The sequence below is a fragment of the Deinococcus metalli genome (assembly GCF_014201805.1).
Lineage (GTDB): Bacteria > Deinococcota > Deinococci > Deinococcales > Deinococcaceae > Deinococcus > Deinococcus metalli.
Map to the genome: position 1 here is coordinate 393,493 of NZ_JACHFK010000001.1, position 26,153 is coordinate 419,645.

The window sequence follows — 26,153 nt, forward strand, 5'->3', positions numbered from 1 at the left end:
CGGGAACGGGTGGGCGCGTGACGGACGACCCACGTCCGCCCAGCCGCGAACGGCCCCAGCCAGACCCGTCCACCGCTGCCGGGTCCGACCCCGCTCCGGGCGCGCCGCGCCGGCGGCGCCGGGTGTGGCCGTGGGCGCTGCTGGGCGTGCTGGCCGCCGCGGTGCTGGTTGTGGCCTTCCTGCCCACGCTGTTCGGCGGGCTGCTGGTGCGGCAGTACGGCGGCCCTGCGGGCGTCACGGCCGGGCGGGTCAGCGGGCCGCTGTGGGCGCCGCGTGTGGACACCCTGGGCGTGACCCTGCCGGGCGTGCAGGCCAGGGCCGGCAGCGTGGGCGTGAGTGTGGCCGGGCTGGACGTGGCTCGCAAGACCGTGACGCTGAACGTGCAGGCGGCCGACGCGACCGTGGCGCTGCGCCTGAAGGACCTCCTAGGCGGCCAAGGCGGGACCGGTGGAGGCGGCGGCGGGTGGTCCGTGCGGCTGGGCCGGCTGGACGTGCGCTCGACCCGCGTGACCGTGGACGGTCAGGGCGTCAACATCCCGGACGGGCAGTTCACGGTGCAGCCCGGCCCGGACGGCGCGCTCGCGGTGCGTGGAACCACGAACCACGGCCCGGCGAAGGCCGACGTGCGGATCGGTCAGGGCGCGGCCGGGAACATCGTCACCATCCACTTTGACGCGGACGCCCGCATCGTGAACCAGTACTGGCCGGGTGTGACGGGCGGGCAGCTCAGCGGGCAGTACGTCATCGGGGACGGTCCTCCGCGCGGGGACGTGAAGCTCACAGGCGGAGCGCTGCGCGTGCCGGAAGCCAAGTTCGTGACGGTCACTGGCATCACCGGCAGCGCGACCCACCGCGGCGACGACATCCACTACACCCTGACCGGCCAGGGCTGGAACGGTCCGGTCACCGCGACCGGCGGCGTGGACCTGAAGGCGAAGAACTGGACGGTCACGGCCGACGCCACGCCGACCGTCGCCGGGCTGGCGCGGGCGCTGGGCACCACGGGGCGCGGCGATCTGAAGCTGCGCGTCACGGCGGGCGGCTGGACCACCGTGCGCGTCAAGGCCTACGCGCAGGGCGCGGGCGCGCTGGCCGGCGTGGCCTTCACGAACGCGAAGGCCGAGTACACCTTCCTGAACGAGAACGGGCAGCGCACGCCGCAGACGAACGACCTGGCGTTCAGCGCCGAGACGCAGCTCGCCGGCGCGCCGCAGCGGATAGAGGGGGACTGGGCCTTCAACCGGGCGGGGCGCGCCACCGTCGCGGGCTCACTGGGGCAGAAGCCGCTGGACGTGCAGGCGACCATCAGTGCGCGCAACGTCCTGAGCTTCAGCGGCACGGGTCTGGGCGGCCCGCTGCGCGGCACCTTCGCGCTGGGTGGCCTGGCCCTGGACGCGGTGCTGAATCCCACGTACGGGGCGGCGCGGGCGCGCGTGGCCGTAAGCGGCGTGCCCACGGACCTGCGCGCCGTGATCACCGGCGGCCGCGCGGGACCGTTCGAGCTGGCCGGCACGGCCGTGCTCGACACCGCGGGCCTGCGGGCGGATCTGGGCACCGCGACCGTGAACCTCGACCGCTCGTTCCGGGGCACGTGGACCGCGCGGAATCTCCAGGGGGCGGGCGTGACGCTGGACGGCTCGGGCCGCCTCGACCTGACCGGCGGGGACGTCACAGGTACGCTGGCGGCGCGGGTGCCGGGCCTGACCGACACGCTGCGCGGACCGCTGGCCCTGAACTACGTGCGGCAGCAGGGTACCTTCGCGCCGGGCGCGCAGCTCCTGACCTGGGCGGGTGACTCGTTCCGGGCCAGCGTGCGCGGCCTGCGGGCTGCCGGGGGCGTCCGCGTGGACGGCAACGTGACCGTCACCACGACCCTCAAGGCCTTCGGCACCGTGACGGCGCGCGGCAACGGCTACGACATCACGGCGACCGGCCGGGGCACCCGCGCCAGCGTGCGCGCCGTGGCGGGCGGCGTGACGGTGCTGGCCGACACCGCTCTGAGTGCGCCTTACGACACGACGGCCCGCGTGCAGGGCGCGGACATCCAGGGCACCCTCAGCGTGGGCCAGGGCGTGCGCTTCACCCTGACTACCCGGGGCGAGACCGCGCGCGGCGTGATTGACGGGCAGAGCGTGACCGCGACCGGCCGGGTGAACCTGGCGGCGCTGCGCCCGCTGGTGCGGATCGCGGACTTGGACGGCACGCTCGACCTGAACCTCGTCGGCACGGGTGGCACGGCGTGGGTGAAGGCCGGGGCCGCCGGTGCCACCATAACGGGCACGCTGAGCCGCGCAGCCAGCGCCGTCCGGGCAGACCTCGGCGCCTCGTTCGGCGGCGTGTCGGCCCGGCTGGCGGGCCGCGTGTTCCCGGACGTGCAGGCCAGCGGCACCGTGAGCGCCCAGGGCCAGACCCTGAACGTGGCGCTCGCCGGGCCGTACGGGAACCTCGGCGCCCGCGCGACCGGCCGCACCGGCGATCTCGCCTTCGGCGGCGTGACCATTCCCGCCCAGGCCGTGAACCTGCGCGGGACCGTCACGCCCCGGCTGGCCGTGAGCGGCACGTGGGGCGACCTGAGCGCCACCTACGACGCCGCGACCGGACTGGCGCGCGTGACCGGGCAGCAGGCACTGACGGCCTTCGGGCAGGCGGGCCGGGTGCAGGGCGGCGCCACGTGGGGGCCGCCCACGGCCGGGAGCACGGCATGGCGCGGCATGATCGACGTGCAGGGCGTCCTCGACCAGTACACCCTGAGTGCCCGCGGCCCGTGGAACGCCCTGGACCTGCTCGTCACGGACGCCGAGGGCCTCCAGGCGCGCGGCACCGCTGCCCTGCCGGACGGGCGCTACTCGGTCAGCGTGAGCGGTCCCATCGCCAGCCAGACGGGCCAGAGCGGCCTGTACGTGGACGGCCACATCGAGGGCCGGGGCACCGAGCCGCGCGGCCGGGTGACCGTGTCGGACGGGCGCGGCGGGCGTGCCACCGTGGACCTGCGCGGCTTCTCGGAGTTCGACGTGAAGTCGCGCGGCCTCACGCTGGCCGGACAGGCCCTCACGGGCGACCTGAGCGCCCGCGGGGGCCTCCTGACCGGCGCGCTGACCGCCGGGCCGCTGGCCGTCACTGCCACCGACGGACGCATCCGCGCCACCGGCGCCTTCGCCGGACACGACGTGGTCGCCAGTGGCAAGCTCACCCTGCCCGCGACCGTCTCGGACCTGAACGTGCGCGTGCGCGGTCCATACCTCGACGCGGACGCCCGCGGCGGCGTCGCGGACCTGCGCGGCACCGTGACCGTCAAGGCCCAGGCGTACGGCACCGCCCCCGCTCGCGTGATAGTGCCGGCCCAGACCTTCCCCCTCAGCGTGTCGCTGACCGGCGCCCGGGTCGCCGTGGGCGGCCTGACATACCGCGCGGGCACGTGGGCGGGCACCCTGCGGGCCACCTACACCCTGGCCGGCACGCCGGGTACTCTGCGTGTAGAGGGCACTGGCGCCGGACTGGCCGCCGTGCCCGCCGGGCCGCTCACCGGGCGCGTCACGGTGCTGCCCGCGCTGGGCGGCACGCTCCAGGCGAGCCTCGCGCCCTTCGCCGGCGTGCTGCCCGCCGCGCTGCGGCCGGAGATCACGCCGGGGCGGGTGCTCGTGACGCTCGCGCCGACCTCGGCCACGCTGGCTCTGAATGGCACGCGCTACCAGGGCGAGAACCTGGGCCTGGACGCCCGCGTGTCGTGGCAGGGCGGCCTGCGCGCCGCCGGCACCCTGACGCACCCCGGCACGCGGATTCCCGTGCGCTACGACGGCCAGACTCTGGCGGTCTCGGGCGCCGTGCTGGACGCCCGCGCGCTGCGTCCGCTGCTCCCGGGCGTCCAGGGGCGCGCCACGCTGGACGTGCAGGTGCCGGGCCTGGACACTGCGCGGGCCAGCGGCCGGGCGACCGTGGACCTCCGCGCGCAGGGCCAGCGGGCCGCCGGCACCGTGCGGCTGGCGCGCGGCCAGCTCTCGGCCGACCTGACCAGCGACCTGAACGGCGTGCCGATCCGCGTGGCCGGAGCGCTGTACCCGCGCGCGGACGCCCTTGTGACATACCAGGCCCTCAGCGGTACGCTGCGCGGCTCGGCCGACACGGCGCTCACCTTGGCCGTGACCGGCACCTACCAGAAGCAGGCCGTCAACCTGACAGCCACGGCCGGCGGCCTGAGCGGCTCCGCGCCGACCCTGCGCGTGACCGGCCGGGCCGCCGGAGCCGACGTCGCGCTCGCTGTGGCGCGCGGCGCCGGAAGCGGCCTCGCCATGTGGCGCGCGGCCGGCACCGCGAGCCTCGCGGACCTGAAGCCGCTGGCCGGAACGGCCGGGCACGTCCAGGCCACCGTCGGCGGCACGCTGGCCGACCTGCGCGTGACCGCGCGCGGCGAGGCGGCGGGCGTGGCCTTCACCGCGCCGCTGAGCTACCGGGACTCGGTACTGCGCGTGCAGGGCGCCACCGCCCGCCTGTCGGTGGGCACCGTGAGGGCCAGCGGGACGGTGCTGCCCGGTCTGGCGCTCAGCGCCCGCGCGACCCTGACCGGAGGGCTGCCCGGCACGTACACCGCGCAGCTCGGGGGCACCTTCGCCCGACCCGACGTGAGCGTCCAGGGTCGCCTGAGCGGCGGTGTGGCGGGGCTCCAGGCGACCGGATCACAGATGAGCGCGCACCTGCTCGGCCGGGACTACCGCGCGGTCCTGACCGGCCCGCGGCTGGCCGGAACCGTGCGCGGCCAGCTCGGCGCGAACGCGCTGGGCGGCGTGCTGGACGCGCAGGTGAAGCTGAACACTACGTACCTCGCGGGCGATACCCGGGTCGACCTGCGCGGCACGCCCGGCTGGAACCTCCGCGCGGGCTGGAGCGGCCACCTGCGCGCGACCGGCACCGTGCCCGGCGGCCCGCTCGACGCCGTGCTCGACGGCCAGGGCGATCTGAAACTCGCGGGCATGGTCGGCGTGCCCCCGCAGCAGGCGCGCGTGACCGCGACGCTGCCCGCCACGCTGCCGTTCCGGCCGGGCGGCAGCGTGACCCTCGCGGCCTTCGATGCGGGCGTGCTGTGGGGCCGCGCGGACCAGCTGCGCGTGACCGGCACCGCCACCCTGAGCGGCCGCACGTGGAGCGCTCCCGTCGCCTCCTTCGTGGGCGCCGTGGCGGACAGCGGCGGCGACCTCAGCGGCGACGTCGGCGCCACGTACCGCGCCGGAGACGTCAGCGTGCGGCTGGCCGGGCCGAAGGTGGCGGGCGGCGCCACGTTGCAGGGGGGCCGCTACGACGTGACCCTGCGCGCCGAGCCCGTGCACCTCGCGCGGCTGCTGCCGGCCAGCCTGGACATCCCCACCCTGGACGTCGCGGGCCGCGTCACCGCGAGCGGCACCGTGAGCGGCGGGCCGCAGCGCGTGGAACTGCGCACGCTGGCGATCCGCGGCACGCAGGGGCAGGCCGGTCCCTTCAGCGTCTACGGCAGCGCCACCTACACGCCCCGGCAGATCGATGCGGCCCTGAGCGGCAGCCTGCGCGGCGGCGTGCTGCGCGCCCAGGGCGCCCTGCCGGCCGGCGTGCACGTCACCGTCAGCGATCTGGCCACGCAGTACGTCGGCGCCGCGTCCCTCGGGCGGGGCACGCTGGGGGCGGACCTCACCCTGCGCGGCTCGGCGGCCGATCCGACCGTCGAGGGCACCGTGAGCGCCCGCACGGACGCGGTGGACGCGCTGCTCACCCTGGCGGGCCGGGTGCGTGATCCGCACGCCACCGCTCGGGCCACGCTGCTCGGCGCGGCGCGCGGCACGGTGTACGCCGACCTTAGGAATCTGAACGTCCCGCAGGGCCGCGTGACCGCCCGCGTGTACGGCACGGTCGGCAGCGGCGCGAACGAGGCGAAGCTCGACCTGCGGGGCGAGTGGCCGAACCTCGCGGGCACACTGCGGGCCAGCGTGGCGGGCGTGAAGCAGCCCGTGACCCTCACCGGCGACGGGCGCGGCGCATACCGCCTCGACGCGGGCTCCCTGGGCGGCGGCGACGTCACCCTGACCCGCACGCAGGGCTTCGTGCCCGCCTTAACGGGTGCCCTGACCGTCCAGCCGCTTCCCCTGGTCAGCGGCACCGGCAGCGCCACCGTGACCGCCACGCTGGGCGGCACGCTGAGCGCGCCCACACTCGCGGCGCAGGTGCAGACGCGCGAGGCGGCCGTGGCCGGCGTCACGCTGGCCGACACCACCGGCACCCTGACGGGCACGCTGAATGCCCTGGCCGGCGTGCTCACCCAGGACGGACAGACCGTGGCGCAGTTCGACGGAAGCACGGTCAAGCTGACCGGCCTCGCGCTGAATGCGGCGGGCAGCGCTGTGAAAATCAGCGGTCAGGCCGCCCTGAGTGGGAGGGCCGACGTGACCGTCACCGCCAGCGGCACCGTGGGGGGCACGCTGCGCGCCACCTACTCGGCCCGCTCGCTGAACGTGCAGGGCAGCGTGACCGCGCCGCAGGGCCTCGCGGCAGCGGTGAACGTGAATGTCGATCCGCTGACCGGATGGCACGGCACCGCGCGCGTGACCGGCGGGCCGGCCGGCGTGCTCACCAGTCCGGCCGCGCTGACGGTCGTCGGGCCGCTCGCCTACCCCCGCGTGGTCGGTGACGCCGGCGTCCTCGGCGCAGGTGCGCGCGTGGTCGCCACGGCCCGCTCGGTGCAGGTGCGGCTGGTGGACGGCTCCGGCGCGTCCGCCAGCGGGGTGCTGGAGGTCCGGCCAGACGCGCAGGGCGCGTGGGCGTGGAGCGGCGCGGCCAGCGTGACCCGCCCGGAACTGGGTCTGAGCGTCACGCCCAGTGGCCCGCTGGCCGATCCCCGGCTGGTCCTGAGTGTGCGCCGCGGCGAGTGGCGCGCGGCCGGCACCGCCAGCCTGCACGCGGCCGACCTGACCGTCAGCGACGGCGAGCGCGACGGCCGGGTCACGTGGGACGGCACGCAGATCGCTGCGACCCTGCCGGGCCTGCAACTGTCGCGCCTGAACCTGCCCGGCTACGGGGGCACCGTCAGCGCCACCGGCCGCGTGGACTCGGGCGGGCAGACGGGCCGCTTGACCGTACAGGTTGCGGACGTGACCACGCCGATCACGATTCCGTACCTGGGCGTGACGCTGGCCGGCGACCTGAGCGCTGAGGTGACGCTGCGTGGCGGCAAGCCCAGCGTGCAGGCCACCGCGGCCCTCCCCACCGGCACCCTGACTGTCAGCGCCGCCCAGGGTGCCGAGCGCTGGACCGGCCGCGTGGAGGGCCGTGTCAGTCACGACCAGGGCACCCTCGACGTGAACGTGGGCGCGGACGGCAGCGGCGTGACCGGCCGCGTCACCGTGGCCCGCTACCCGGTCGACGTGGCCGGCCAGGACCTCACGCTGGACGGCACGCTCACCCTGGCCGGGCAGACGTTCCAGGCGGCACTCACCGCCGCCGGCGGAGCGGGCGCCGCGAGCGTGGACGCGTCGGGCGGGATCGCGGACGTCCTGCCGGCCGTGGCGGGCGTGCTGGCCGTGAAGACCACGGACCAGGGCTACACCGTGCGCGCGGTGCTGGACAGCCTGGAGATCCGCGACCTGAAGCTCGCGCCGGGCCTGTCCGGGCCGGTCAGCGGCGAGGCCACCCTGCGCGACGGGGGCGGCACCTTCGTCGTGCGCGCCGATCCGCTCAAGGTCGGCAGCAAGACGCTGCCCGCCCGCATCGAGGGCACGCAGGTTGCCGGCGACTGGCGCATCCGCGGCTTCCTGGGCGACTCGGCGTTCACGGCCGGCCTGAGCGGCGGCGAGGTCTTCGGCCAGGGCAGTCTGCGCGCCCTGCCGCTGGGCGCGGTGATTGCTGCCGCTGCCGGCACCACTCCCGGCGAGGGCGTCGTGACCGGGGTGGTCCGCTTCCGCTTCCCGCTGGCCGATCCGCTGGCGGGCAACGCGACCGTCGTGGCCGAGCGCATCCGCGTGAGTGCGACCTCCACCATGAACGGCCAGCCCATGACCGACACCCTGATCGGCAGCGGGTCGCTGGACTTCGCGGGCCGCGAACTGCGCTCCGTGAACGTCCAGCTCGCCGGGGCCGGCACGTGGAACGTGCACGGTCAGTACACCCACAGCAAGGTCGACCTGACCGCCGAGTTCGCCGACACGACCTTCACGCCGATCCTGCAACTCGTGCCCGCCCTCGCGGACATGGGCACCATGCTGCGCGGCACCGTCGTCCTGAGCGCGGCCGGCACCTATGAGCAGCCCCGCGCCGCCGTGCGCGTGCAGAACCTGACGGGCAGCGTGGCGGGCCTGAGCGTGCAGGTGCCCAACTTCGCGGGCGACCTGCCGGACAGCGGCGCGTTCACGGCCGGCGGGCGCGTCCTCACCGGCGGCAGCGTGGGCACCGACGGCGCGGTCACGGTCCGGGGCCAGCTCACGCTCGGGAAACTCAGCGCGACCGCCGTCACCTTCCAGGGGCTGCTCGCTCCACAGGCGCTGGGCGCGCTGCCGAACACGACCGCCACACTGAAGCAGGAGACCGACACCCGCTGGACCGTGAACGTGCAGAGCCGCAGCACCAACCCGACGACCGGCGTCGGCACCCTGACCCTGAGTGGCGACCTCGCCCCGCGCTGGAACCTCACCCTGGCCGCGCGGAACTACAACCTGCCGCTGGGCGTGGTGTACGGCCGCGAAAGCGCCCTGAACGCCGACCTGAGCGCCGTGGACGACGGTACGGTGATCCGCGTGTCCGGCGCGGCGGACTTCCTGCGCCTGACGCTGGGCCGCGTGAACGCCCCCACCACCATTCCCTCGCCGGGCCAGTCGGCGGGCAGCGACACGAACGGACGCACCATCGACACCTACGCCAGCCCGCTGCCCGAGCAGTACTCGACCTTCCCCAAACCCGAACAGGACGCCGCCGCGACGCCCGTCCGGCCCTTCCTGCAACGCTTGGTGTTCGACGACATTCCCATCCGCGCGCCCAACGGCATCCGCGTGGACGAGAACCTCGTGCGGGCCGAGTTCAGCGGCAACCTGCGGCTGTCGGGCACCGGCGCGCGGCCCGTGCTGACCGGCACCATCGAGTCGCAGCGCGGCTTCATCTATCTGCGCGAGAACGAGTTCACGCTCCAGGCGTCCAGCGTGTCCTTCGACGGCACCAGTGTGTACCCGAAGTTCGACATCATTGCGCAGGGCGCTGTGCCCGCCTCGACCACCGGGCAGAGCGTGCCGGTCCGCATCCACCTCACCGGCCAGTTCGTGACGCGCGCCACCGGCGAGACCAGCCTGGACCTGACCACGGCCCTGAGCTGCACGGCCCAGGGCCCCGCGTGCAGCGACCCGACCACCGGCAGCGCGTACAGCGAGCCGGAACTGTATGCACTCGTCGCCACCGGCGTGCCGAACCTCGCCGCGCTGCCGGAGAACCTGGGCTCGCTGGGCACCAGCGCCCTCCAGACCGCCCTGAACGTGTTCGTGCTGGGCGAGGTCGAGCGTACCATCGCCCGCGCCTTCGGCCTGGACGTATTCCGTTTCACGCCGCAGCTCGCGAACGCCGACGGCTCGCTGGGCGCGACCATCACGCTCGGCTCGTACCTCAGCCGCGACCTGTACCTGCAGTACCAGGTGAACCTGAACGGCGAGGGCCTGATCGACGCGACCTACAGCACGCCGGACAACCGCTTCACCTTCAAGGTGAGCACGCCGATCACGGGCCTCGACCTGCAATCCCTGCGGCCCAGCTTCAGCACCGAGTACAACATCAACCCGCGCACCAGCCTGAGTATCGGCGTGAAGAACACGACGGAAACGACCCAGGTGCGCTTCGGCGTCACGTACCGCTTCTGAGAAAGGGGACATAAGCCAGGGGCCGCGCCCGGCACTCCGGACGCGGCCCCGTGGCTCAGGATTTAGCCCTTGACGCTCACGCTCGCGCGGGGTTCCAGCGCGTAGAAGGCCACCACGGCCACCAGGGTGCCCACCCAGCCGGGCGCGCTGCCGAGTTCCAGTTCGAAGGGCCGGCCCAGCACCGTGCTGCCCAGCTGGCCGGACAGCTTCTCGCCGCTCTGCTGCGCCACCACGTTCCACCCGACGATGGGCTCGCCCATGAAGCCGGTCACGCGGTCCACGCCGCGCAGCACCAGCGTCTGGCTGCCCACGTGGCCCTTCAGTTCGCCGTCGGTCAGTTCGATCTTGACGCTGTCCGTGCCAACCGAGCCCTGCACGCCGCGTTCGGTGATTTCGAGGTCGATGTCCTTGCCGTGCAGCTTGCCGCCCGCGCGGCCCCGGATGGTGTCGCCGTCGATGACGCAGCGGATGTCGTATCCGCTCTCGCCCCCGAGGCGTCCTTTGATGAGGTCGTCCATGCGCGGAAGTATAGCGGGGCAGAGGGGAACGGGTTCGCCGGGGTCAGCGGAGCACGCCGGTGCGCTCGAACCACGCGCGGCGCGTGAGCTGCGGGCCGTCCTCGCCGAGCTGCACGCGGCCCACGTTCCAGCGTTCGAACAGCAGCCGCAGCGCGCCGCCGAGCAGCGCCGCGCCGTACCACGCGGGCGGCTCGCCGTTCCAGCGCAGCGTCACGCCGTCCCACGCGAGGTGCGGACACCCCTCGTCGCGCGCGGCCCAGAACATCCCGCCGTGCGCGCCGAAGCGCTGGGCGCGGACCGTCAGGCCCGGCTCGCGCACCTCGTCGTCGAACTGCGGGGCCTCGAAGGCCGCCGCGTACAGGTCGTACAGGTGCCCCTGGAGGGCGTGGGCCTGTGCGCGCAGCCGCGCTTCCTCGCGTCCGGTCAGGCGGCCCGGCTGGTCGAGCTGCACGCGGAGGTCCAGCAGCTGGTTCTCGACGGGCACCAGCCGCTGCCGGGGCGTGGGCGGCGGGGGCGGCGGCGGCGGGTCGCCCCGCAGGGTCGCGGCCGGATCGCGGTACTCGCGGCTGCCCCAGCCCAGCGGTTCGCGCAACGTGCCGCCCTCCACCACCCACAGGCGGTTGGCGACCTCCCGCGCGAAGCGCCGGTCGTGCGTGACGATCACGACCGCGCCCTCATATGCGTGCACGGCGTCCTCCAGCGCCTGGAGCGCCTCGACGTCAAGGTGGTTGGTGGGTTCGTCCAGCAGCAGCAGGTCCGCCCGTAGCGCGCTCACCAGCGCCAGACCCGCCCGCGCCCGCTCTCCGCCGGACAGCACCTCGGGCGTCTTGTCCCAGTCGTCCGCCGTGAAGCCCGCGCGGCCCAGCACGGCGTTCGCTCCGCGCCCGAAGCGCGCCTCGAACTGCGCGTGTAGACCCCGGCCCGGCGTGAGGCCATGCCACGTCTGGTCCAGACTCGCCACGCCCACGCCGCTGCCGAGGCGCAGCACCGGTTCGGGTGGGCCGGGGTCCGGGGCCAGCTGGCCCGCCAGCAGCCGCATCAGGGTGGTCTTGCCGGTGCCGTTCGCGCCCATCAGGGCCACGCGGTCGCCCTGCCGCAGCCGGAACGAGGCGTCCGCCAGCACGGGGCGGCCCGCATACGACTTGCCCAGGTGCTCGCCCCACGCGACCAGCCGCGCCTGCGACGTGCCTGCCAGCAGGCGCATGCGCAACTGCCGCTCCGGCAGCGGGGCCTCGGGCAGGGTGACACGGCCCGCCCGGGTTTTCAGGCCCCGCGAACGTCGGCCCCAGCGGTCCAGCTGCGCCACGCTGCCCGACAGCCGGGCCGCCTCGCGCTCGCCCAGCCGCGCGGCGCGGGACTGCGTGCGCCGTTCCAGCTCGCGCTGCGCCCGCGCCCGTGAGTACCCGCCGGGATACTCCTGGCCCTCGCCGCCCTCCAGCCACACCGAGCGCGTCGCCACCGCGTCCAGAAAATCGCGGTCGTGGCTGGTGAGCACCGTGCCGCCCCGGTAGTCCCGCAGCCAGCCCTCCAGCCACTCGCGCATCCGCACGTCCAGGTGATTGGTCGGCTCGTCCAGCACCAGCAGGTCGGGCTCGCGCGCCAGGGCCAGGGCCAGCGCCAGCCGGGTGCGCTCGCCGCCGGACAGCGTGGCCGCCTCGCGGTGCAGGAAGCGCGTCAGGTCGAGCATGCCCAGGATGCGGCGCACGCGGGTCGGCCACGCGTACGCCTGTGCCGCCTCCAGGTGCGTGTGCAGCGCTGTCCACGCCTCCAGCACCGCCGGGTCGCCCAGGTTCGCCTCCAGTGCCAGCACCTCGGCCTCCAGCTCCCGGTACGGGTGCGCGGCGTCCACCAATGCCTGCACATTCACACCCGCCGGATGCGCGTGGTGCTGTTCCAGTACCGCGATCCCCAGGTCGTCTGCGCGCCACACGCTGCCCTCGTCCGGGACGAGGTCACCGGTCAGCACGCGCAGCAGCGTCGTCTTGCCGGCCCCGTTGCGGCCCAGCAGCGCCACGCGCTCGCCCTCCGTCACGCCGAGCGACACGCCGTCCAGCACCGCCCGCCCGCCGTACACGACGGTGACGTCCTCGGCGAACAGCAACGTGCCCACGAGCCCGAGGCTAGCAGAGGGCCGGGGAGGGGGAATGGGCCGGATGGCGCAGTGGCGCAGCGGTTATGATCGGCGGCGATGTCCACGCCCGCCCCATGTATCGTCGCCGCGCTGTACCAGTTCCGGGACGTTGCTGATCCCGCCGCGCTGCGTGGAGCGCTGCTCGACCTGGGCCGCGCCCATGACCTGTGCGGCACGCTGATCGTCGCGCCCGAGGGCCTGAACGGCACGGTGGCGGGCACGCGGGAAGGCATCGACGCGCTGCGGGCGTTTCTGCACGGTGAGGGCTTCACGGCGCTGGAGGACAAGGAGTCCGCGGCCGCAGTCCGCCCGTTCCGGCGCTTCAAGGTGCGCGTGAAGGCCGAGATCGTGACGCTGGGCGTGCCGGTGGCGCCGCGTGAGCGGGTCGGCACGTATGTCCGCCCGGCCGAGTGGAACGCGCTGCTGGACGACCCGGACGTGGTCGTGATCGACACCCGCAACCGCTACGAGGTGCAGGCCGGCACCTTCCGCGGGGCCGTGTCGCCGGGCATCGACTCGTTCCGCGAGTTTCCCGAGTGGCTGGACGGGCACGCGGCCGCTCTGGCGGGCAAGCGTGTGGCGATGTACTGCACGGGCGGCATCCGCTGCGAGAAGAGCACCAGCCTGCTGCTGGAGCGCGGCTTTACCGACGTGCTGCACCTCCAGGGCGGCATCCTGCGCTACCTGGAAGACGTGCCCGAGGCCGACAGCCGCTGGGACGGCGAGTGCTTCGTGTTCGACGGCCGCGTGACCGTCGGCCACGGACTCACGCAGGGCGGCGCGGTGATGTGTCACTCGTGTGGCTGGCCGCTTGACGCCGGTGACCGGCAGCACCCCCAGTACGAGGAGGGCGTGAGTTGCGCCCACTGCGCCGGGCACACCACGTCCGCGCAGAAGGCCGCGTTCCGTGAGCGCCAGCGCCAGTTCGGCGCCGGACGGCTGTGACGCTCAGTCCGTCAGCGCCTCCGGCGGCAGGGCGGGCGGGAACAGCAGGGCGCTGAGGCCCAGGCCGCCCAGGCCCGCCATGACGGCGACGCCCAGCCACAGCTCCAGGCTCAGGTTGCTCAGGCCGAGCCGCACCGCGCCGCCGAGATACGGTACCCACACGCACAGCGGCAGCAGGAACGCGAAGGCCCGAAGGTGGAGGAGGCGCGCCGGCGAGGGCCGCAGCGTGGCGTGCAGCACGTCGGCCAGGAACCCGCAGCCCAGCGCCAGCAGCGGCACGCGGTAGTCGCCCGGCTGGAGCATCAGCGCGAGGCCCAGGTTCGTGACCGCGTACATGACCGTGATCGCCCCGAACGGCAGCGTGAAGCGGCGCAGCAGCAGCAGCGCGGGCGCGGTCTGGATCAGCGAGGTCAGCAGCACCGCGCTCAGCTCGCCGCGTGTCTGCACCCACCCGAGGCCCTGCGGCACCATCAGCAGGCCCCACATGTACATGTGCATGAACGCCGTGGCTGCCAGCATCGACGTGGCCGACAGCGCCGCGACCCACCGCACCATGCCGGGTGCTGAGCGCCCGACCGGGGCGCGCCACGCGGCGTTCAGCGGGGACGCCAGGATCAGCATGGCGCCCGTGAACAGCCCCAGGTGGGTGGGGGAGAGCAGCGCTTCGATCCCCACCTCGATGCCCAGGAACGTGTGCCACAGCAGGTCGCCCGCGCCGGACACCCCGAACAGCGGCACGCCCAGTGCCGCCAGCGCGTAGCCGTCTGGGAAAGCCGCCAGGCCGCGCCGCCCCAGCCGCCACCCGCGCGAGGCCAGATACAGGCACCACGCGGCCACCGCCGCGAACCCGCTGTAGAACACCGCGTGCCACGGCGTGAAGAACGACTCGATGGTGTCGCCGCGCTGGTTGTGCGCCCAGCCGTCCAGAAACAGGCCGCCGATCAGCCACAGGCCCAGCAGCATGGTGGTCAGGTTCTCGCGGGTGGTCGCGCGGTACACCTGCGTGGCGGGCAGGCGCGGCTCCAGGTGGAGCCCCAGGCTCGGCGGCACGGTGGTCATGCTCCAGTGTAGGCCGCGACCGGGTGCGGTAGCGTCCGCTCGGTGTCATCAGCAGCAAAGCCCGGACGACGTCGCGTCCGGGCTTAGGGCAATGCGCTGCCGGTGGTCAGGCGGCGCCGCGGTACGACCCGTCGAACTGCATCTGGCGTTCCAGATCGTCCAGGGCCTGCCGGTACAGTTCGCCCGGCACCTGCGGCACGGCGGCCAGGAAGGTCGCGGCGTCGGCCAGAGACGCATGGGTGGAATCGTGGTGCCAGCCGGGGCCTTCCGCCTTCAGGCTCGCACGGCCGGCGTGGGTCAGGAACCGCACGCGGCCCTGGTCCGTCCGCGTGTCGCTGAAGTGACGGGTGACGTTCATGAGGGCAGCATAGGACACGCACCCGGACGCTTGAATCCGCCAAAATGACGACGGCTTTAGCTTCCCTTGAGGTTGTGGCAGGGCAGAATGCCGGGCGCCCGTTCTGAACGTGTCCGCTCAGTAGGTGTAGAAGCCCCGACCGCTTTTGCGGCCCAGCAGCCCCGCCTGCACCATCTTGCGCAGCAGCGGCGAGGGCCGGTACTTGTCGTCCCCCAGACCGCGGTGCAGCACCTCCATGATGCTCAGGCAGGTGTCCAGCCCGATGAAGTCCGCCAGCGTCAGCGGGCCCATCGGGTGGTTCATGCCGAGCTTCATGATCCCGTCGATGGCCTCGGGTTCGGCCACACCATCCATCACGCACTGGATGGCCTCGTTCAGCATCGGCATCAGGATGCGGTTCGACACAAAGCCCGGGAAGTCGTTGCACGCCAGCGGCGTCTTGCCCATGCGCTCGGCCGTCTCGGTCACGATCCGCGCCGTCTCGTCGCTGGTCGAGTACCCGCGGATCACCTCCACCAGCGCCATCAGCGGCACCGGGTTCATGAAGTGCATGCCGATGAACCGGTCCGGTCGGCCCGACGCCGACGCCAGCGCCGTGATCGGGATGGAGCTGGTGTTGCTCGCCAGGATTCCGTCTGTCTTGACGATGGCGCCCAGCGTGCGGAACAGCTCCGCCTTGACCGCCTCGTTCTCCACGATGGCCTCGACGACCAGATCGCAGTCCGCGAAGTCCTGAAGTTCTGCCGTGAAGCGGATCCGGCCCAGGATCGCGTCCGGCGTGTCCGTCAGTTTCCCCTTGTCATGTAGCTTCGCCAGCGACTTCTCGATGGTCGCTTTCCCACGGTCGAGAAACGCCTGCTGCACGTCCTGCACGATGACGTCAAAACCGCTCTGCGCCGCGACCTGCGCGATCCCCGCGCCCATCTGCCCCGCACCGACGACTCCGAAGTTCATAGGATGCCCCCGTTAGTAGTAATAGTCTTGGCGGACGACCACGCCGTACTCCGCATTTTTGCCCTGGATTACGGAGCCGTTCTCACTGCTTGAACAGTCTTCATTCACCCAGGACAGATTGATCAACCCTGGCAGTTTGAGAGGGGAGAACAGCCGCTCTGTTATCTCTCTGAACTCTGGCACTGTGATGGGCTGCGTGATGCCGAGCGCAAATTCTGGAAAGACGTCTACGGCGGTGTCAGAAGTGAAGACACAGATGGCGAGCGTGTATCCGGTGGGGTAAGTGAAATCTCCGGCGTCGAACCTCCAAATCTTGGCGGGTGCCTTGGCCACTTTCGTCTCGGTAACGCCACAGAGCTCAACTGGAATTGAAGGGTGGCGAGTGTCAATTGGGTAGGACGTATGAATGACGTCAAATTCATCCAGATCGTGCTCAAATGCATGATCAGGATGAAAGTAGACTCTGATATGTTCTGGCTCGCCGTTCAGATCGCTGTCGGCCGAGAAGACAGTGTGTACCGTGGCGTCAAGTCTGTTCAGCTGACGCCACAGCCTCCTGTCCAACGCGTCCGATGCGTTTTTACACTGACGCACACGTAGAACGTGGAGACGACTTGAGAACGACACTCACTCCACCAGCGGAATGCCCTCGATGGTCAGGGCCTTGCCGCGCTTGACCGGGGTGAAGGGCAGGTAGGTGTACTCCGAGCAGTTCTCGACCACGAAGGGGTCTTCCGCGAAGATCGCCTCGAGCTGTGCCTGGCTGTCGGCGCGGGCCACGATCACGCCGCCCTGGCCGCTCACCATTCGCCCCGAGACGAGGAAGACCCCGGAGCGGTAGTGCTGGTCCAGCCACTCGCGGTGGCGGGGCGTGACCTCGGCGATCTCGGATTTGGGTTTCAGGTACGTGCTCTGGATGATCCACAGGGTCGGGGTGTCCATGGCCGTCAGCCTACCCGCTTCACGGCCAGGGCAAGGCCGTTTCCGCCGCCCATGCACAGCGTGGCGACGCCGGTTTCCTTGTCCTGCTGCTTCAGGGCGTGCAGCAGCGTGACCAGGATGCGGGCGCCGCTCGCGCCGATGGGGTGGCCCAGCGCGACGGCGCCCCCGTTCACGTTCACGCGCGCCGGGTCGAGAGCCAGCTCCCGGCTGACGGCGAGGCTCTGCACGCTGAAGGCCTCGTTGAGTTCCCACAGGTCAACGTCGCTGACGTGCCAGCCGAGCTTCGAGAGCAGCTTGTTCGTGGCCGGAACGGGAGTCATCATCACCCATTCGGGCGCGAGGCCGCCGGTGGCATAGTCCACGATTTCCGCGAGGGGGGTGAGGCCGTGGGTGCGGGCGTAGTCCTTGCTGACGACCATGACGCTGGCCGCGCCGTCGTTCAGGCCGGGAGCGTTGCCGGCGGTCACGCTGCCGCCCTGTTTGAAGGCCGGTTTGAGTCTGCCCAGCGCGTCCTCGCTGGTGTCGGCGCGCGGCCCCTCGTCGGCGTCCACCACCATCTCACCCTTGCGGCCCTTCACCGTTACCGGCACGATCTCGTCGGTGAAGCGCCCGGCCTGTTGCGCGGCGACGGCCCGGCGGTGGCTCTCGGCGGCGTAGGCGTCCTGTTCCTCGCGCGAGATGGCATATTTGTCGGCCACGCGCTCGCCGGTCAGGCCCATGCCCTCGTCGTTGATCGAGCACCACAGGCCGTCCTGCGTGTTCGCGTCGAGCACCTGGGCGTGGCCCAGGCGGTAGCCCTTGCGCGCGCCGGGGAGCAGGTGCGGCGCATTGCTCATGGATTCCATACCGCCCGCGAGAACGGCGTGCTGGTCGCCGGCGCGGATGCTCTGGGCGGCAAGGATCACGGCCTTCAGGCCGCTGCCGCAGACCTTGTTGATGGTCAGCGCCCCGACCTCAGGGCTCAGGCCGGCGCGCAGTGCCGCCTGCCGGGCGGGATTCTGCCCGCACCCGGCCTGCACGACCTGCCCCAGGACGACTTCCTCGATGGCCTCGGCCGGCAGGCCGCTGCGCCGCAGGGTCTCGCGCAGGGTGATGGCGCCCAGGTCCACGGCGGACACGCTCTCCAGCGCCCCGAGGAACTTTCCAGTCGGCGTGCGCGACGCCGCGACGATCACTGCTTTGGACATGGGGGCAGGATAGCGCGGCGACCCTAACGCCCGTTAGGTCTGCCGGGACGGGCTGGCCGCGCCCCGTATGCTGTCGCGGTGAGATTGACTTGATCAGCGGCGTGACGCTCGGCCTCCTCGCGGCGCTCGCGTGGGGGCTGGCGGACTACCTGGCCCAGCCCGCGTCCCGGCACCTGGGCGCCGTGCGGGCGTCGCTGGCGGCGCAGGCGTTCGGCGCCGCCGCCCTGCTGGTCGCGCTGTGGCTGCGCCGCGACCTTCCCTTTCCGGCGGACGGCGCCGCGTGGGCGTGGGCGCTGGGGGCGGCGGTGCTGGGCACGGTGGGCGCGCTGGCGTTCTACGAGGCGCTGCGGGTCGGCACCCTGGCGATCATCGCGCCGATCACCGGCAGTTACGGCGCGGTCACGGCGCTGCTCGCGTGGCTCGGCGGTCAGCACCTGGGTCCACTGGGCGTCCTGGGGCTGATCGTCGCGCTGCTAGCGGTGGTGCTGGTGTCGGGCGCTGGCCCGGACGCGTCTCGGACGGCGGCGGGGCTCGGCCGCGCGCGGGGGGTGGGCTGGGCGGTCCTGTCGGCTGCCGCGCTCGGCGCGTGCTTCTGGGTGATGGGCTTTGGCCTGATGCCGCGGCTGGGCGGCCTGCCCGGCACGTGGGCCATGCGCCTGTGCAGCCTGGGCCTCACTGCGCTCACGCTGCTGCTGCTGCGCCCGTCCCGGCCCGCGGCCCGGCCCACGTCGGGGTGGCCGGGGCTGAGGTACGCCGCCGCGTCCGGCGTGCTGTCCACCGCCGCCGTCGCCTTCACCGCCCTCGGACTGGGACGCGGCCAGGACGCGGTCGTGACCGTGCTGGGCAGCCTGTCGGTGGTCATCACGACCGTGCTGGCCCTCGCGGTCGGCCGGGAACGCCTGAGCAGCCCGCAGTGGGCCGGCGTCGTGCTGGCCGTCGCGGGCATCCTCCTGACCGGCCTGTAAGCGGACCGGGCGCATATCCCGGCACCGCTGACAGACCCGTTTTGCGCCGCGTGGTAGCGTTGACGGCATGTTTGAGTCGCTGGGCAACAAGTTGCAGGACATCCTCGACCGGGTCGGGAAGGAACGCCAGCTGACCGAGGCGCAGGTGAAGGCCGCCATGCGCGAGATCCGGATGGCCCTGCTGGAAGCGGACGTGAACTTCGGTGTGGCGAAGGACTTCGTCGCGCGGGTCGGTGAGCAGGCCGTCGGCCAGCAGGTCGAGGGCAGCCTCACCGCCGGGCAGACCGTCGTGAAGGTCGTCCACGACGAACTGATCCAGACCCTGGGCGGCAAGACCGCTCAGCCTGAACTCAGGGCCGAGGGCAACGTGTGGTTCATGGTCGGCCTGCAGGGCGCCGGCAAGACCACCAGTACCGGTAAGCTCGCGTCCCTGTACAAGAGCAAGGGCCGGCGCGTGCTGCTGGTCGCCGCCGACACGCAGCGCCCCGCCGCGCGCGACCAGCTCGAGGTGCTCGCCAGGCAGGTGGGCGTGCCGATCCTGAAGGTCGCGGACGGCGAGAGCCCCGCCGAAACGCGGCGCCGCGTGGACGAGCACCTGAAGACCGACTTCCGCGACCTCGTGATCGTGGACACTGCCGGCCGCCTCCAGATCGACGAGGCGCTGATGGACCAGCTGGCCGACCTCCAGGCCGCCATGCAGCCCACCGAGAGCCTGCTGGTGGTGGACGCCATGACCGGCCAGGAAGCCCTGAACGTCGCGCAGACCTTCGACCGGCGCGTGAAGGTCACGGGCCTGGTGATCACCAAGATGGACGGCGACGCGCGCGGCGGCGCGGCCCTGTCGGCGCGCAGCGTGACGGGCAAGCCCATCTACTTCGCGGGCACCAGCGAGAAGATCAGCGGCCTGGAACCCTTCTACCCGGACCGGGTGGCGGGGCGCATCCTGGGCATGGGCGACGTGCTGGGCCTGATCGAGCGCGCGCAGCAGGCCGACCTCAAGGCCATGGAGGTCAAGAAGCCCGGCGACTTCGACCTCGAAGACCTGCTGACGCAGCTGCGTCAGATCCGCAAGATGGGCCCGCTGGGCGACCTGCTCAAGCTGATTCCTGGCATGAGCCGCGCCCTGCCCGAGGGCTTCAACGTCGACGAGGCGCAGATCCAGCGCGTGGACGCCATGATCAGCAGCATGACCGTCAAGGAGCGCCGCAACCCCAAGATCATTGACGGCCGCCGGCGCAAACGCATCGCGGAGGGCAGCGGCCACACGGTGCAGGACATCAACCGCCTGCTGAAGATGCACGAGCAGATGAAGGACATGATGAAGATGCTGGGCCGCATGCAGGGCGGCAAACCGGGGGCAAAGATGCCGCGCCTGCCGAACACCCCGCCGAACTTCAAGCGTTGACACCCTCCGCCGGCGTCCGTATACTCAGCCCCGCTGTCAGCGCCTGCCCCGCAGGTTGCAGCGCTGAGGGACGTTAGCTCAATCGGTAGAGCAGCTGACTTTTAATCAGCGGGTTGTAGGTTCAAGTCCTACACGTCCCACCAAGAAAACCCCGTCTCTGACGGGGTTGCTTCGTTGCCTCTGACACGCTGATGTGGCCCATAAGGCCCGGCGTGGCCCAAACGCGGCCCATTCGGTTTCTGAAGGGGACAGCCCGGCGAAAGAGGAAGTCGCCAGCCTGTTCGCAGCACGCACGCTACTCGCAATACGAATCCAGCCTATGTACCCCCTAAAAAAGTGGGGCAAGTGGTGCATGTATAAGGAAAAGCCCGACCCTGAGGGCTGAAAGTCTTGCACCACGCATAAACGGCGTGGTGCAAGACTTTCTGGAAATGCTGTCATGGAGTGCCTCAATCACTTGCACCACTCATAACGCCGGGTGGTGCAAGGCGTCTACCCGCCGGCCTAGCCCTTCCGGCGCGGGCTGGCCTTTCGGCTGGCCCGGCGCTGCAGCCCTGGCCCGCGTGACCGTTCCGCTTCGCCGGGTCCGTCCTGCCCGCGTCCCACTTCCTTCGCCGGCCTGGCCCGCAGATCTGCCACCCCGAAGGCCAGCCCGCGCAGCTTGTCCGGCAGGGCATGGGCGTAGATGTTCAGGGTGGTGGACACCTGCTTATGACCGAGCATCTTCGATACGCTCACAGGATCCTCGCCCCGTGAGATGAGGTACGTTCCCGTACTGTGGCGCAGCGCGTGGGGGGACAGCAGCGGCACGCCGGCCCCCGCGCACGTCCGACGCATCACGGCGCGCAGCACATCCTGCCGCATGGGCCGGCCGTCCACAGACGGGAACAATGGCGCGTCCGGCTGCACGCCCTTGCCCCGGTATCCCTGCGCGCGGGCCTCAAGCTGCACGCGGCGCCGCATGTCTTCGATGATCTCCACCGCCTCACCGGACAGGTACACGCGGCGCACGCCGGCCGCAGTCTTCGGGCCCCCCTCGTAGTACTTGCCCTCGAACTCGCTGCGCGTCTTCGAGATTTCCACGAACGGCGCGCCTGTCTGGTCTTGTTGCACGTCGTCCCATGTCAGGCCCAAGCCCTCACCAATGCGGAGGCCGGTCAGAGCCAGGAAGGCCAGCGGCAGGGCGAACCGGTCTGCGCGGGCCGCGTCGACGAAGCGCGCCAGGTCGTCCGGATGAAAGTGCTTCACCCGCGCCGCCGTGGGCATGCCCCCCTTCGAGGGGGACAGCGGCCGGGCGTACTGCGCCGGGTTATCCCGCAGCAGGCCGTCCCCGATGGCCCGCTTGTAAGCGCCGGACAGTAAGACGTGGATCTGCCGCTGTGCGGAGTAGCCCAGCGGCGGGCGTTCCTTGCCCGTGACGGGATCCACGCGCTTTGTGCTGAGGGCCTGGAAGTACGCGCGCAGCCGGCGCGCGTCGATGCCCGCCGCCTTGAGGTGGGCCAGGTCCGGCGCCACATGCCGCGTGTACAGGGCCTCGTTATTCCACGCGGTGCGATCCGACCATGTGGCCGCCTTTGCCTGCATGAACTCCGTGACCATCTGGCCCACGGTGAGCGACGCGGACACCGGGCGCTTGCCTTCGCCAGCTTCCTTCTGCGCGTCGATGATGGCCTTCTGCGCTTCCGTCTTCGTGCGGGCTGTACCGCTGCGCCGCTCTGCCGTGCCGTCCGGGTACCGCACCCGTACCCGCCACCGGATCCGCCCGGACGGCAGTTCCTCCATCGTCCCGGCGTGCCAGCCCTGCCGCCCCCGCGCCCTCCCCGTCATAGCCGATAGGTTAATGCCGATAGCTCCCGTAAGGGGCCGCGCCGGTTGGCACGAATAGCTATCTTGATGCCATGCAAAGGCTATTCGTTCGGCCCGTCATTACAGATCAGGTTCATCAACGCCTGAGCGCGGGGTTGAAGGGCCAGGAGTTCGCAGATGTGGACGTTACTTTCAGCACGACTGCCTTGCCGCTCGGCGAGGGCACCACGTTGATGTTTGCTCATAAGGACGTTGAGCAGGCTGAGCAAGCGCGGGATTGGTACGAGCAACAGCTTAGGAAATTCGGCTACCAGACGGGAATGGTTTAGAACTCGGTGCCAACAAGGGTCACTCTGACCAGATCACGCGGCATATGCCGTATTGTGCCCTCCGACAAGACGCGCCTGCCCCAATGCCACCAGCATTTCTAGGACTTCATCCACAGCTGATGGTCTCGCTCCAGCGAAGAAGCTCGCGACTTGACCAGCAGACATCGGTCTTTCAGCCAACTGTAGAACCTCGCGAATGACAGAAGCTCGTTCTGCAAGTGTCTGCGGATAACGGCGCTGTGTTGACGCGACCGTCGGAGGCGGAGCAATGTCCATTCCAAGTGTTCTGGCAACCCTTCCTTTCGGATCCTGATACGCGGGGCGCAGGTAGCGCACCACGCCCTGGCGTTCCTCCTGAGCGCGTGCAGCGTTGAGAGCAGTCAAGCGGGCCAGTATGTCCTGGGCGCTGAGCGCGCCCTCCCACCCGTACTCGGCCTGCACCAGAGCGTCAAGCTCGTCATGGTAGTCGCGCAGCACGGTGACCGCGCCGTCCATCAGAACGCGCTGTTCTTTGGCTGTCAGCTTGCGACCAGCGCGCAGGGCCTCGACGACGTTGTACATGTCGGTCATAGTGAGAGACTCGTGCTCGGCAAGGCGGGCCTTGCGGAACGCGTCGAGCGCCTCGGCCTTCTTACGGATTGCCTGTGCCTGTGCGACGGTTGATGTTGGGAAAGGAAACGTTTCGAAGCAACGGGACTTGTTGTAACGCGGATCGTTGCCAACCCCTAGTCGGCTCCCCTGCGCCAGAGCCCAGGTGACGTGAATACGGCTACTTAGCACTCCAAGGGCATAGGCATCGTCGAGGGCGATGTTGACCAGCATATTGTCGGGCAGAATGCTGGCATCCATGAACTGGAAGAAGCGATGCTTGCTGGTTTCTACTGTCACGATGTAGCGGGGCAAGCCAGCGAGTTGGGAACGCAACTTCGGATTCGGCTCACCGAACAACCACCAGCGCTGCTTGCGTGTTGCCCGATTGTTGTGATCTCGTTCGGGTTTCACGGTCAACCGCAGGTGCTGATAAATTTCCGGATAGAGAGTTCGCGCTTCGTCCTCGCTCATACCGAAGAGATCGATGACACGCACATCGCGCGGCCGCGAGGTCACGTCACGTCCATTGCGGTATTCGCGCAGGTGCTTCTCAATTCCAGGAATTCTCCCAAGACCGAGGTCGTGGGCGTCCGTTTTCTTATCGCCAGTCTCCAGATTGAAGTTAGTCAGCGTGGGTACGACGAAGCCGGCCCCGAACAGCTGAACACCGCGATTACTGATATCGGCGTTCCCAACCAGTTCGGTGGCAGATGTGACGTCGGCCCCAACGGTCAGGTCAGCATTGATCCGCCCGGTTGCCTCGGTGGTCTTCACCGTGAACTCGCCGTTTTCACCGGCCACTTCATCAATAACTCGCTCTAGTAGGCCGTCACGCTGTCCGCGCGCCACCACCGTCATGGCGATGCGCACCGCGGCGCCGTCGGCCTCATCTACCCACGGGTGATCCGGTACGGCATAGATCAAACTCAAGGGGCGTGCTGCCTTCACGCTTGCCTCCAAGTGATCTTCGATCACGCGGCGGTTGAATGTCTGCTTGATGCTGTTGGTGGTCACAAATCCGAAACGCCGCACTCTCTGCATACTTGCCATCTGGGTGGCGGCCTTATGCCACCAGTACATGACGAAGTCGGCGCTGTCTGGCACACCAATTTCGTGCTTGCTGGCTTTGTATGTCGTGCGTAACGCTTCGACATATCCGTCACCCAGCGTTTCGCGCATTGGTCCTGGCCCGATAAACGGTGGGTTACCAATGATGAAGTCCGCCGTCGGCCATATGGTCTTCGCGGGGTTGAGGTAGAGGAAGTCGTGCACGCGCGCTTCAGGATCGGGTACTTCGAGGCCCGTGATTGAGCTCCTGGTTGTCGTGATGCCATCCCAGCGCGTAACGGGTTGCCCATCCTTACCGATACGGTCCGTCTTTCCCGAGTAGGTCAAGACCGCGTCCACCTGCCGGACATTCTTGTATGCCTTGAGGATCGGTTCAGCTGGGCCGGCGCCAGCGTGGGCCCGGCTGTACAGCTGCAGATAACCGATCCACAACACAAGTTCAGCCACTTTCGCTGCACGTGGGTTGACTTCGAGACCTAAAAACTGCTCAGGACCGACATCTGTCAATGGACGGGGACCACCCAGTCCGTCGAGCGTCTCGATCACCTCGTTCTCAAGGCGTTTGATCAACTCCATTGCGACATACAGAAAGTTGCCTGTGCCACATGCTGGGTCAAGGATTCTCTGTTTCTGCAAGTGAGCCAGAAACGCGCTGATGAGTTTGCGCGCGTCCGCTTGCCCTTCGCCGACGTCCTTGGCCCGATCCAGGGCGGCCTGTACTGCCACTTGCACCCCGCCCCAATCAGCTCGGAGTGGATTGATCACAACGTGGTTGACCAGTCGCTCCACGTACGGCCGAGGGGTGTAGTGAGCTCCTAGACGATGCCGTTCCACCGGATCTAGCGCCCGCTCGACGAGGGTGCCAAAAATGCTGGGTTCAACGTGACTCCAGTCATGGTCTGCGGCAGCGATGAATAGGTCAAGCTGTGCCTCGGTTACAGGGAGCACCTCGGCTTCCCGGAACAGGCCACCGTTGAAGTACTTGATGCGTTCTTGCAGGGCGACGCTGTAGCCACCCGTTGCCATGTTGCGCCAAAGTTCGTCGACAGTCGGAATGAATGCGTCCACGTGCGTGCGCATGCCTCGCAATGCGTTCCGGAACTTCCGTTCGCCGATGAGTCCTATGTCTTCCGCAAACATGGTGAAGATCATCCGCATGAGGAAGCCACTAACCCGTTCTGGGGTCATTACCTGACCGTGGTCGTCAAGCTGGCCTTCCATGCTGCGACTGATCGTTGCAAGTGTCTTGGCGACCTGGCGCGTGACGTCCGCCGCGTGCACGCTCGGGTCGAGCTCCATCGGTCTCAGCCATATCTGGCGTAGGCGTTCCTGTATGACTGGGTCGTGTAGTTGCTCCAGAGTTATGCGGTGTGACCTGGCGTGTGGGAAAGGCAGATACGCGCCCCCGGAGCGTGTGAACTCCGCATACACCTCGATGGCATAGCCGACATCCACGACCAGTACGAAGGGTGGGCGGCCCTCGTCGGCGGGAAGAAGCCGTACATACGCCTCAGCCTGTTCACGAGCACGGCGCATAAACGTATCCCACCCAGTGGTTCCGCGTTTGCCATGTCCCTTCTTGGTCCGCGGCGCCGCCTTCCCACGCGCACTCTCCTCAAGCTTAGCCTCGTGTTCGACCCCCTGTTTGGCTTCCAGAACGAATGCGCCACGACGGTAAAGGTCTATCCGTCGTGGGTGCCTCCCACCGTCTTGATCGATCTCGTAGACAGTGCGCTCCAGTACATACCCGTTGTCACGGTCATCTGGACGGGTGCCCTTCGGAAGTGGGAGGTCTAGCAGCCGGCAAAGGTCAGCGAGAAAAAGCCCGTAGTTGGCGCGCTCGGCGCCTCCGGAAAGCGACCATTCGTCAATGAATGCATTGATGGCATCGGTGTCGATGGGCATGTGCACCGCGAAACCTCCAGGGAATAGGCAATGAAAAGGCCGCGCTTGATCGCGCGCCTTCGGCATTGTTTAGTCCCCAGAGCCCCACCACGGAGGCTGGATTGCAACTATGGATTCACGATATGCAGACCTGTTTGAGCGT

15 protein-coding genes and 1 tRNA gene are annotated in these 26,153 nt (G+C 70.1%); 6 read left to right on the top strand and 10 right to left on the bottom strand.

Annotated features, from left to right (window positions below; all coding sequences use genetic code 11):
- The first annotated feature begins 17 nt into the window (after positions 1–17).
- Positions 18–9,848, top strand: coding sequence for a translocation/assembly module TamB domain-containing protein (locus HNQ07_RS01950; protein WP_229831785.1), 9,831 nt, complete (start codon positions 18–20; stop codon positions 9,846–9,848).
- A 62-nt stretch (positions 9,849–9,910) separates the two neighbouring features.
- Here HNQ07_RS01950 and HNQ07_RS01955 read toward each other — a convergent pair whose 3' ends face one another.
- Both HNQ07_RS01955 and HNQ07_RS01960 read right to left on the bottom strand, forming a co-directional pair.
- Positions 9,911–10,366, bottom strand: a complete 456-nt coding sequence (locus HNQ07_RS01955; RefSeq protein WP_184109206.1) for a hypothetical protein — start codon at positions 10,364–10,366, stop codon at positions 9,911–9,913.
- Between the two features lie 43 nt (positions 10,367–10,409).
- On the bottom strand, positions 10,410–12,476 hold the full coding sequence (locus HNQ07_RS01960) for an ABC-F family ATP-binding cassette domain-containing protein (protein WP_184109207.1): 2,067 nt from the start codon (positions 12,474–12,476) through the stop codon (positions 10,410–10,412).
- 78 nt (positions 12,477–12,554) lie between these two features.
- On the opposite strand from HNQ07_RS01960, the gene trhO reads away from it, so the two are divergent.
- Complete coding sequence (trhO, locus tag HNQ07_RS01965) at positions 12,555–13,442, top strand: oxygen-dependent tRNA uridine(34) hydroxylase TrhO (protein ID WP_184109208.1); 888 nt, start codon at positions 12,555–12,557, stop codon at positions 13,440–13,442.
- 3 nt (positions 13,443–13,445) lie between these two features.
- Here trhO and HNQ07_RS01970 read toward each other — a convergent pair whose 3' ends face one another.
- From HNQ07_RS01970 to HNQ07_RS01995, 6 genes are all read right to left on the bottom strand, one after another.
- Entirely contained in the window at positions 13,446–14,501 is a 1,056-nt protein-coding gene (locus HNQ07_RS01970; RefSeq protein ID WP_184109209.1) for a hypothetical protein, read from the bottom strand.
- 106 nt (positions 14,502–14,607) lie between these two features.
- Positions 14,608–14,859: a hypothetical protein gene (locus tag HNQ07_RS01975; protein ID WP_184109210.1), complete on the bottom strand. Its 252-nt coding sequence runs from the start codon at positions 14,857–14,859 to the stop codon at positions 14,608–14,610.
- 117 nt (positions 14,860–14,976) lie between these two features.
- On the bottom strand, positions 14,977–15,813 hold the full coding sequence (locus tag HNQ07_RS01980) for a 3-hydroxyacyl-CoA dehydrogenase family protein (protein WP_184109211.1): 837 nt from the start codon (positions 15,811–15,813) through the stop codon (positions 14,977–14,979).
- A gap of 12 nt (positions 15,814–15,825) precedes the next feature.
- Positions 15,826–16,407 carry a hypothetical protein gene (locus tag HNQ07_RS01985; RefSeq protein ID WP_184109212.1) on the bottom strand — a complete coding sequence of 194 codons (582 nt, stop codon included), beginning with the start codon at positions 16,405–16,407 and terminating at the stop codon, positions 15,826–15,828.
- Between the two features lie 33 nt (positions 16,408–16,440).
- Entirely contained in the window at positions 16,441–16,755 is a 315-nt protein-coding gene (locus HNQ07_RS01990) for a YciI family protein (RefSeq protein ID WP_184109213.1), read from the bottom strand.
- 5 nt (positions 16,756–16,760) lie between these two features.
- A complete protein-coding gene (locus HNQ07_RS01995; protein WP_184109214.1) occupies positions 16,761–17,942 on the bottom strand; it encodes a thiolase family protein in 1,182 nt (393 codons plus the stop codon).
- Positions 17,943–18,043: 101 nt separating this feature from the next.
- Between HNQ07_RS01995 and HNQ07_RS02000 the strand changes: the two genes are divergently transcribed.
- The 3 genes from HNQ07_RS02000 to HNQ07_RS02010 all read left to right on the top strand — a co-directional run bounded on the left by HNQ07_RS02000 (position 18,044) and on the right by HNQ07_RS02010 (position 20,455).
- A complete protein-coding gene (locus HNQ07_RS02000) occupies positions 18,044–18,907 on the top strand; it encodes an EamA family transporter (RefSeq protein ID WP_184109215.1) in 864 nt (287 codons plus the stop codon).
- A 67-nt stretch (positions 18,908–18,974) separates the two neighbouring features.
- The gene (ffh, locus tag HNQ07_RS02005; RefSeq protein ID WP_184109216.1) at positions 18,975–20,312 is read left to right on the top strand and encodes a signal recognition particle protein; all 1,338 of its coding nucleotides are present in this window, start codon (positions 18,975–18,977) and stop codon (positions 20,310–20,312) included.
- Between the two features lie 67 nt (positions 20,313–20,379).
- Positions 20,380–20,455: transfer RNA gene (locus HNQ07_RS02010), tRNA-Lys, on the top strand.
- Positions 20,456–20,816: 361 nt separating this feature from the next.
- On the opposite strand, the gene HNQ07_RS02015 is transcribed toward HNQ07_RS02010, so the two are convergent.
- The gene (locus HNQ07_RS02015) at positions 20,817–22,139 is read right to left on the bottom strand and encodes a tyrosine-type recombinase/integrase (protein ID WP_184109217.1); all 1,323 of its coding nucleotides are present in this window, start codon (positions 22,137–22,139) and stop codon (positions 20,817–20,819) included.
- 71 nt (positions 22,140–22,210) lie between these two features.
- Here HNQ07_RS02015 and HNQ07_RS02020 point away from each other — a divergent pair, with 71 nt between their 5' ends.
- Complete coding sequence (locus tag HNQ07_RS02020; RefSeq protein WP_184109218.1) at positions 22,211–22,447, top strand: hypothetical protein; 237 nt, start codon at positions 22,211–22,213, stop codon at positions 22,445–22,447.
- A gap of 33 nt (positions 22,448–22,480) precedes the next feature.
- Here the strand turns inward: HNQ07_RS02020 and HNQ07_RS02025 are convergent, their stop codons facing one another.
- Positions 22,481–26,011: a class I SAM-dependent DNA methyltransferase gene (locus HNQ07_RS02025; RefSeq protein ID WP_184109219.1), complete on the bottom strand. Its 3,531-nt coding sequence runs from the start codon at positions 26,009–26,011 to the stop codon at positions 22,481–22,483.
- Between the last annotated feature and the right edge of the window lie 142 nt (positions 26,012–26,153).